This window comes from Shewanella sp. 10N.286.45.A1, from assembly GCF_041470405.1.
Classification (GTDB): Bacteria; Pseudomonadota; Gammaproteobacteria; order Enterobacterales; family Shewanellaceae; genus Shewanella.
Map to the genome: position 1 here is coordinate 25,442 of NZ_JBFRMK010000116.1, position 8,474 is coordinate 33,915.

Below are 8,474 nucleotides of genomic sequence, written 5' to 3' on the forward strand. Positions count from 1 at the left end.
TCTCAATACTTCCCATCACTCAAAAGACAACTAAGCGCTTCCTTGCATGTATATATTGGTTTACATGCACAGTTATTCAGTTTGAATTTAGTCTAAATTACTGTCGTCTGCAGTCTTTAACATCAGTACCGTACGTTGGCCCACAGGCACTTTGGCATTAGGGAATACAATAGACTCAAACTCATGCTCAATCTTAACCGCCTTACCGCCCTCTTTCGCTAACGTATAACCTTTAGGAAATGCGGTAAAGTTTTCGACATCATTAGTAAAGTTAAATTCAAAATCGTCGAAATGTTTGTTCACAGAACGGCAGACTTGATAGAGATTTAATCGTTTAAGGTCAAACTCAGGCAATTGTAGGTCTTTACCTGTCATCAACAAGGTCAGCATCTCTTTCATGGCGATAAAACGTGTCATATCGTTTTGGCCCATCGGGAATACTTTGCCTAACTCGATGGTGAAAGCATCAGCTCGATAATTCTCAGATGAGAAGTAACTGAAGGTTGTTGTTGGTTCATGATGAAATAAAATGGTATTTACGCCACAAGATTCAAGGAACATTATCTGCTCTCTACTGTACTTTCGGCCAGGTCGATAAGGATAGATAGCGAACTTTTCATGCTTTGAACCGCGTATAGCTGTATGTAGATCATAGTGTATACGATGTCTTTCACCAGATTGTGAAGCGTAAAACCTATCGACATATTGTTCTAACTTATGAGCTCGAACGCGCTCTGGATTACACAAACCTTCATCACGTGAATGGGCACCATTAAACAAACGGTTTAAGTTCTCGTCAATAAAGCGGGTACCGTTGTGGATAGCAGCAGGATTGCCAATGAGAAACATTACCCGCTGTGCAAGTTTTAACTCTTCAGATAAAATTTGAGTGGTTAAAGCGTTACATAATTCAATTGGCGCAGTCTCATTACCGTGTACCGCACAAGACAACACGATATCTTTGCTATGTTTTGTTTGCTTTGGCTCAAACACAATAACGCCGGTATCCCACACTTCAACATGCGTATGCTCACCCAAGTCAAATTCAAAGCTCTCTGAGAGATATTGAGGGTGAGCCAATGTTAGTGCGAGAAAATCCTTAGACTGCTTCAATTCATGAAACACAAATCTCTCCTTATTTATACTTGTCAGTGCGCAGGTGGTAAGAATGATTATCCATTTAAACCAAGCTACTTCGGCGCTAATGCACTGGATATTAGCACGAAATCAACTTATAGAAGCCAACGAATTTACCGTCTTAGTTCAACAAGTAATCAGCTAGATTAATTTGTACTTGCATTGCAACTAAACTTAAAACACAATAAAGACATCTAGCCATCCAAACGGCTAACATTATTTTTAGGAGTCGACATGGCTTTAGCTACATTCGGTGCAGGTTGTTTTTGGGGTGTTGAATATTTTTTTAAGCAAGTAGACGGCGTGGCTAACTGTGTCTGTGGCTATATGGGTGGAAACGATCAGTATTCATCTTATGCTGATGTAAAGGCGGGAATTACCGGTCACGCTGAAGTAGTACAAGTTGAATACGATCCAAACAAGGTTTCTTTCAATGCCCTGCTTGAGATCTTTTGGAAAAACCATAATCCGACAACGCTAAACCAGCAGGGTGAAGATGTCGGCGATCAATATCGAAGTAGTGTGTTTTTTCACGACGCATTACAACAAAAACAAGCGCAGCTTGCTAAACAAGCAGTTATAGACAGTAAAAAGTGGGGCAATAAGCCGATAGTGACTGAAATTGTTCCTATCGAGCAGTTCCATGAAGCAGAAGCTTATCATCAAGATTATTTAGCTAAGAATAACTTACCCAGTTGTCATATTAGTTTCTAAACTGGGTAGAGATCACTCTCCATTTTTGACGTTTAACTCTTAAATTTTTCAATAAAAAAGCCACAAAATAAAGGCGCCATTCGGCGCCTTTATTATTAATAAATCTGATACTAACCCGCTAGAGCTTGTTCAACTATCTGCTGCGCTTCTGCTAACAAAAGCTGTAGATGTTGTTCACTCACAAAGCTCTCACCATAAAGTTTAAATAGCGCTTCGGTCCCTGACGGGCGAGCTGCAAACCAACCATTCTCGGTTGAAACTTTTATACCACCAATTGCTGCGTTGTTGCCTGGCGCATGGGTGAGTCGTTGGCTAATAACGTCGCCAGCGAGAGTTGTCGCTGATATAGACTCAACAGTGATCTGACTAAATTTAGCCTTGTTCTCTAAACTAATCGGGCTATCAATCCTCTGGTAATAACTTTTACCAAATTCAGCTTCAAGTTCAAGGTAACGTTGCTGTGGTGTTTTACCGGTAACAGCGAGTATTTCCGCTGCTAATAAGCACAGAATAAAGCCATCTTTATCGGTACACCAAGTGCTACCATCAAGCCTTAAGAAAGCTGCTCCAGCACTCTCTTCCCCGCCAAAAGCAAAAGTACTGTTGGCGAGACCGTCCACGAACCATTTGAAGCCGACCGGGACTTCTGACATACGCTTGCCGTGCATGTCACAGACCTTATCAATCATGGCACTCGACACTAATGTTTTACCTATTAGCATGTTGTCGGTCCAATCAGATCTATGTGTTACCAAGTAGTCGATGGCAACGGCAAGAAAGTGGTTAGGGTTCATTAAACCTGTACCTGGGCACACTATTCCATGACGATCATAATCAGGATCATTGCCAAAGCAAAGATCGTAATTATCTTTATGGGCAAGCAGACCCGCCATAGCGTAAGGCGATGAACAATCCATGCGAATTTTGCCATCTTTGTCTAACGGCATAAAACTGAAGCTTGGGTCAATGTTGTTATTAACAATTGATATATCTAAGCCATATTGCTCAGCGATAGGTTGCCAATAGTGAATACCTGAACCACCTAGCGGATCGACGCCTAGACGTAGCTTAGCATCAGCAATAGCTGACAAGTTTATAACGTTCGCCAAATCATCTACATAAGGCGTAATAAAATCTTCTTGGTTAACAAATTCAGACTGCAGCGCTTGGGTATAATCGCAGCGTTTAACGCCGACTAAACCATTCGCTAAGTATTCGTTGGCTCGATGTTGGATCCATTGAGTGATATCACCTTCGGCTGGTCCACCATGGGGAGGATTATACTTAATACCGCCATCTTGAGGTGGGTTATGCGACGGAGTCACAATCAGTCCATCGACTAAATCGCGTTCTCTATTTTTATTTGCGCAAACGATGGCATGTGAAACTACGGGCGTTGGGGTAAAGCCATCATTCTCATGTACTGCGACGGTTACCTCATTTGCGACTAATACTTCAATAACCGATATTGCTGCTGGCTGAGATAAAGCGTGGGTATCGATACCTAAGATCAATTTGCCGCTAATGCCTGCTTGAAGGCGATAATCTGCAACAGCTTGTGCGATTGCGAGCAGGTGTGCTTCATTAAAACTGCGTTTAATCGCACTACCACGATGACCAGAAGTGCCAAAGGTCACTTGCTCAGTAACCTCTGCTACATTTGGGCATAATCGATAATATAGACTTACTAATTTCGAAGTGTTGACCAAATCCTTTTGCTCAGCAATCCGCCCTGCTCTTTCATGTATAGCCAAAAACTAGCTCCTTTAGTTACTGTTATATTTTGATATTAAATTTTACTGGTAATAGCTGCAACTTGCTCTTCATCGGTCCCAAATTGGGTTAATACCTCCGACAAAATAGTACGCTTTTTAGCCGTGTTATTATTGGTCGTCACCCAAAATCCACTGTTGCCAATCTCTTTTGGATTAGCCGACTTACTAGCCTTTAGTAATGCATCCTTTGAGGTGGCAAAATACAAGCGGTCACGTCCTTGGATCTGCAATACTTGCTGAAATTGACTATTAGACGACTGGTAAACCGTGTCGAGTATAAATAGAAAACGTCCCACGGCTCCCTTTTGAGCTGCAAGCAAATTTGCGTCTATAAGCTCAATGAAGTCTGATGTTGGGTTTTCTTGCACGACTTTAGGTTCTACCGCTGCTTCAACCACATCCTTATTGACTTCCAAGCTTGGATGGCTAATGGTTTCAGGCTCCATCTGTGCAATTGAATCAACCCGCAGTCCTAGTATTCGACGTAAAATATCAGAAGCACTCTCGCCAATATGTTCAGTCTTGCTGGCAATGTGACGGTAAAGCTCTTCATCAACCTCGATATATTTCATAACGTTTATCTTCCTTACGTAGAAAACTGGTTCCGGTGTTATTAATGACTATATTACAGCCCCGAATTATCCCCTCAGTGTAACGAGGTTTAGAGCCTTGATAAAGCACCAATAATTGAAAACTGCGATCCGCATAAGAAAGAGTGACGGTTAACCCTATTAAGCGGCTAATAATGCACCAAAGAGATGACAATTTAGTGACCTGACTTGGATTATTTTATTGATACAGGCACAATCTGCCTTAATTGTTCTTAGAGGTAGACATAAAATGCACTATACGACCAATGGCAATGGACCGGTTGTGATTCTAATCCACGGACTATTTGGTGATCTTGATAATCTTAAAGCACTTGGTAAAAGTTTAGAAGACAGCTTTACCGTCGTCAGAGTAGATGTCGCCAACCATGGCAATAGCAAACGGGTCACCTCTATGACTTATCTATCGCTAGCTGAAGATATCAAGCAGCTCATTGAAAACCTCAATATTAGCAATGCGATTTTGATCGGCCACTCTATGGGTGGAAAAATTGCGATGGCGACGGCCCTGTCTTACCCAGAGCAGGTTAGTAAACTGGTGGTAGCAGATATTGCCCCTGTTACTTATAACAGCCGTCACGATAAGGTCTTTGCAGCACTTGAAAGCATGCCGCTAAGTCAAATAAAAGATCGACGCGATGCATTGCAACATATGCTTGAGCACGACATCGACGAAGGTACAGCGCAGTTTTTACTAAAATCACTTGCACGTAGTGATGAAGGCTTTAAATGGAAGATGAATGTACAAGGCTTAAAACACAGCTATAACGACATAATTAGTTGGCCGACATTCACAACACCATACCAAGGTGCTTGCCTATTTATACGAGGCGCCGACTCAGACTATGTTACGTCGGCACACCGAAGCGCTATAATTGAACAATTCCCAACAGTTAAAGCGAAAACTATTGAGGGTGCGGGTCACTGGCTACATGCTCAAAAAGCCAGCATTTTTAACCGTATAGTTAAAGAATTTATTACCGATTAATGAGCTTAGAATTGCGCGATTAAGGTGTAAATCGTCTAGCCGCTTTAAAACTTATGTGGTATATTCGCGCCACTTTTTTTGGCCAGAAGGAATGGTAGATGTTAATGCAATATATGGAACAGATTGAAGCTTTAGGCTTAAACCTGTTTTTTGCAGCCATTTTCTTTTTTATCGGTATGGCCATACACGATGTACTAAAGCAGGGTAAAGTCCCTAAATTTGGTCAATACATTGTTTGGTTAGTTTTATTTCTCGGCTGTGCCGGGTTTATAGCAAAAGGGATTATACAGATGACTTGGGAAGGCTCAGGCATCAGTTAAATACGAACTCAATGGCAAAAGAAACATCAGATAGAACCACCATTGATCTGTTCGCAACAGAAAAACGACGTGGTCGTCCTCGCAGCAACCCACTGCCGCGGGACCAGCAACTAAAAATTAATAAAAGAAATCAGATCCAGCGCGACAGAGCGAACGGATTAAAGCGAATAGAGTTAAAGGTGTCACAAGATTTGTATGACGCCTTGAATGAACAGGCAATGGCCAGTAACATCAGCCGCAGTCAGTTAATAGAATCAATACTGCAGAAGCTTGTAAGCGATTAAATGCTTCTGCAGCATAAATACCTTAAAGCGAACTAGATATTAAAGGAACAACAATGGCTACAGTAGGTCTTTTTTTCGGGTCTGACACAGGCAACACCGAAGCCGTCGCCAAAATGATCCAGAAAAAACTGGGTAAAAAAATGGTTGAGGTGAAAGATATCGCCAAAAGTACCAAAGAACAGATAGCAGATTATGATCTGCTTCTTTTCGGGATCCCAACATGGTATTACGGTGAAGCACAGTGTGATTGGGATGATTTTTTCCCAGAACTTGAGCAAGTCAACTTTGAAGATAAGCTTGTTGCTATTTTCGGTTGTGGTGATCAAGAAGACTACGCTGAATACTTTCTCGATGCGATGGGCATGGTTAATGAGATTGTTGAAGGTCGCGGCGGTATCGTTATCGGTCACTGGCCAACAGAAGGCTATGATTTTGAAGCGTCTAAAGGTTTAGTTGATGACAAACATTTTGTCGGACTAGGCATTGACGAAGACCGTCAACCAGAACTAACTGAAGAGCGTGTTGATGCTTGGGTCAAGCAGATCTACGAAGAGATGTGCTTAGCAGAATTAGAAGATTAATAGTCCATTAGGATTACTAAGCTTTAAAACAAAAACGGCATTTATGCCGTTTTTTGTGTTTGTAGTGGTCATAAAAGATTTTTAGGTAGCAAGTAAGAATGACAAGTATGGTGGAAGTCGAAAAGCCTTTGGTAAAATGGGATATCTTTTGTGCTGTTGTCGATAACTATGGCGATATTGGTGTCACCTGGCGTCTGGCTAAGCAACTTACCAATGAATACCAGATAAACGTCACTTTATGGGTCGATGATTTAAAGAGTTTCTCCCATATACTGCCTTGTCTTGACCCAAAGCTTACCAGCCAAATACTGCATGGTGTAAAAATAAACCTTTGGAGTGACCCATTACCTGTTTGCTTTAACTGCCCAGATGTCGTCATTGAAGCATTTGCCTGTGACTTACCTGAACACGTTGTGCAAATCATGTATAACCAGCACCAAGCGTATAAAAATAAACTTAGCAACACTAAAGCGCCTGCTTGGTTAAACCTTGAATACCTTAGTGCGGAAACGTGGGTAGAGGGATGTCACGGTCTGCCCTCTATGCAAGCTAATGGTTTGAATAAGAACTTTTATTTCCCAGGATTTACCGCAAAGACTGGCGGTCTAATTTGTGAAAAAGACACCCTAACTAAACGAGCACGCTGGCAAAGCAATCCAGATTGTCGTCAGCAACTGTTTGATAAACTCGGCCTTATAGGTATTACGAGTAGTGATACCGTCGTCAGTGTTTTTAGCTATGAAACTCCGGCATTACCAGCGTTATGCAATCTATGGAAGCAAAGTAAAAAGCCCGTTCACGCACTCATACCTAAAGGGCGTAGTCTAAATTGTTTACACTCCTTATTGCCCTGCTCTATTACTGATCTTAAACCTGGGCAACAGATAAAACATGGTCAGCTAACCTTGCATATTTTGCCGATGACAGATCAACAAGGCTTTGATGAGCTGTTATGGAGCTGTGATTTTAATATTGTACGTGGTGAAGACTCCTTTCTACGAGCCCAATGGGCGGCAAAACCTTTTATTTGGCATATCTACCCTCAAGAGGATGATTATCATCTGGTTAAATTAGATGCATTTCTCAAGTTGTACTGCTGTGACTTGGCTGAAGATGCCTCCAAAATATATAAAAATTTGAATATCGCGTTTAATACGGGTAATCCACAAGACACGCAAAAAGCATGGAAAAGTCTGACTGGTACCCTGCCCGAACTCACTAAAAACGCCAAACAATGGCCAATTAACACATTAAATGATACAGATCTTGCTTCTCGACTAGTTCAATTCGTCAAAAATAGCTAAGATACTGCGTTGAAATAGAAAAAACCTAAAATAGGAAATTGTGTAATGAAAACTGCTCATGAAGTCCGTCCTGGTAACGTGATCATGTTAGATGGCAACCCATGGGTTGTCCTAAAGACTGAAACAAGTCGCTCAGGCCGTAACGCTGCAGTGGTAAAGTTAAAGCTAAAGAACGTATTGCTTGACTCTACAACTGAAACATCATTCAAGGGTGAAGATAAGCTAGACGTTATCGTGCTAGATCGCCTTGATTGTACATATTCATACTTTGCTGATCCTATGTACGTATTTATGGATGAAGAATTCAATCAGTATGATGTTGAAGCTGAAAACTTAGGTGATGCTGCAGCCTACATTACTGATGGTATGGAAGATGTTTGCCAGGTGACTTTCTACGAAGAGAAAGCGATTTCTGTAGAGCTACCGATTATCGTTACCCGCGAAGTGACTTACACTGAGCCTTCAGCACGTGGCGATACGTCAGGTAAAGTCATGAAACCAGCTACTATTGCTGGCGGAAGCACATTAAGTGTTGCTGATTTCGTTAAAACTGGCGATATGATCGAAATCGATACTCGCACAAACGAATTTAAGAAACGCGTCTAAGCTTAAACGCGTTTCATCTAAGCCAACCGCGAGGTTGGCTTTTTATTGTCTAGATTACGGCCTACACAAATATAAATTGTACTTATACCAATTGCATTAAGTATTTGGCCAGTTCAGAGTCCCTCAGCCTTTTCAATTCAAAGCGCATTGGTAAAGA

The 8,474-nt window shown here is 41.6% G+C and carries 10 protein-coding genes; 7 read left to right on the forward strand and 3 right to left on the reverse strand.

What is annotated here, in order from left to right; genetic code table 11:
* Positions 1 to 87: 87 nt before the first annotated feature.
* Positions 88 to 1,125, reverse strand: coding sequence for a succinylglutamate desuccinylase (astE, locus tag AB4238_RS09765; protein WP_372033265.1), 1,038 nt, complete (start codon positions 1,123 to 1,125; stop codon positions 88 to 90).
* Positions 1,126 to 1,371: 246 nt separating this feature from the next.
* On the opposite strand from astE, the gene msrA reads away from it, so the two are divergent.
* Entirely contained in the window at positions 1,372 to 1,851 is a 480-nt protein-coding gene (gene msrA, locus AB4238_RS09770) for a peptide-methionine (S)-S-oxide reductase MsrA (protein ID WP_372033266.1), read from the forward strand.
* A gap of 110 nt (positions 1,852 to 1,961) precedes the next feature.
* Here the strand turns inward: msrA and pgm are convergent, their stop codons facing one another.
* On the reverse strand, positions 1,962 to 3,605 hold the full coding sequence (gene pgm / locus AB4238_RS09775) for a phosphoglucomutase (alpha-D-glucose-1,6-bisphosphate-dependent) (RefSeq protein WP_372033267.1): 1,644 nt from the start codon (positions 3,603 to 3,605) through the stop codon (positions 1,962 to 1,964).
* A gap of 35 nt (positions 3,606 to 3,640) precedes the next feature.
* Positions 3,641 to 4,198 (reverse strand): replication initiation negative regulator SeqA, encoded by a 558-nt coding sequence (seqA, locus tag AB4238_RS09780; RefSeq protein WP_372033268.1) that lies wholly within the window; start codon positions 4,196 to 4,198, stop codon positions 3,641 to 3,643.
* A gap of 268 nt (positions 4,199 to 4,466) precedes the next feature.
* Between seqA and AB4238_RS09785 the strand changes: the two genes are divergently transcribed.
* From AB4238_RS09785 to efp, 6 genes are all read left to right on the forward strand, one after another.
* Positions 4,467 to 5,222 (forward strand): alpha/beta fold hydrolase, encoded by a 756-nt coding sequence (locus AB4238_RS09785; protein WP_372033269.1) that lies wholly within the window; start codon positions 4,467 to 4,469, stop codon positions 5,220 to 5,222.
* A gap of 98 nt (positions 5,223 to 5,320) precedes the next feature.
* Positions 5,321 to 5,542: a DUF2788 domain-containing protein gene (locus AB4238_RS09790; protein WP_248976127.1), complete on the forward strand. Its 222-nt coding sequence runs from the start codon at positions 5,321 to 5,323 to the stop codon at positions 5,540 to 5,542.
* A gap of 11 nt (positions 5,543 to 5,553) precedes the next feature.
* Complete coding sequence (ybfE, locus tag AB4238_RS09795; protein WP_220736400.1) at positions 5,554 to 5,826, forward strand: LexA regulated protein; 273 nt, start codon at positions 5,554 to 5,556, stop codon at positions 5,824 to 5,826.
* A gap of 53 nt (positions 5,827 to 5,879) precedes the next feature.
* Positions 5,880 to 6,407: a flavodoxin FldA gene (gene fldA, locus AB4238_RS09800; protein ID WP_020912708.1), complete on the forward strand. Its 528-nt coding sequence runs from the start codon at positions 5,880 to 5,882 to the stop codon at positions 6,405 to 6,407.
* Positions 6,408 to 6,505: 98 nt separating this feature from the next.
* Positions 6,506 to 7,711 (forward strand): elongation factor P maturation arginine rhamnosyltransferase EarP, encoded by a 1,206-nt coding sequence (gene earP / locus AB4238_RS09805; protein WP_372033270.1) that lies wholly within the window; start codon positions 6,506 to 6,508, stop codon positions 7,709 to 7,711.
* Between the two features lie 45 nt (positions 7,712 to 7,756).
* Positions 7,757 to 8,317: an elongation factor P gene (gene efp / locus AB4238_RS09810; protein ID WP_020912710.1), complete on the forward strand. Its 561-nt coding sequence runs from the start codon at positions 7,757 to 7,759 to the stop codon at positions 8,315 to 8,317.
* Positions 8,318 to 8,474 lie beyond the last annotated feature (157 nt).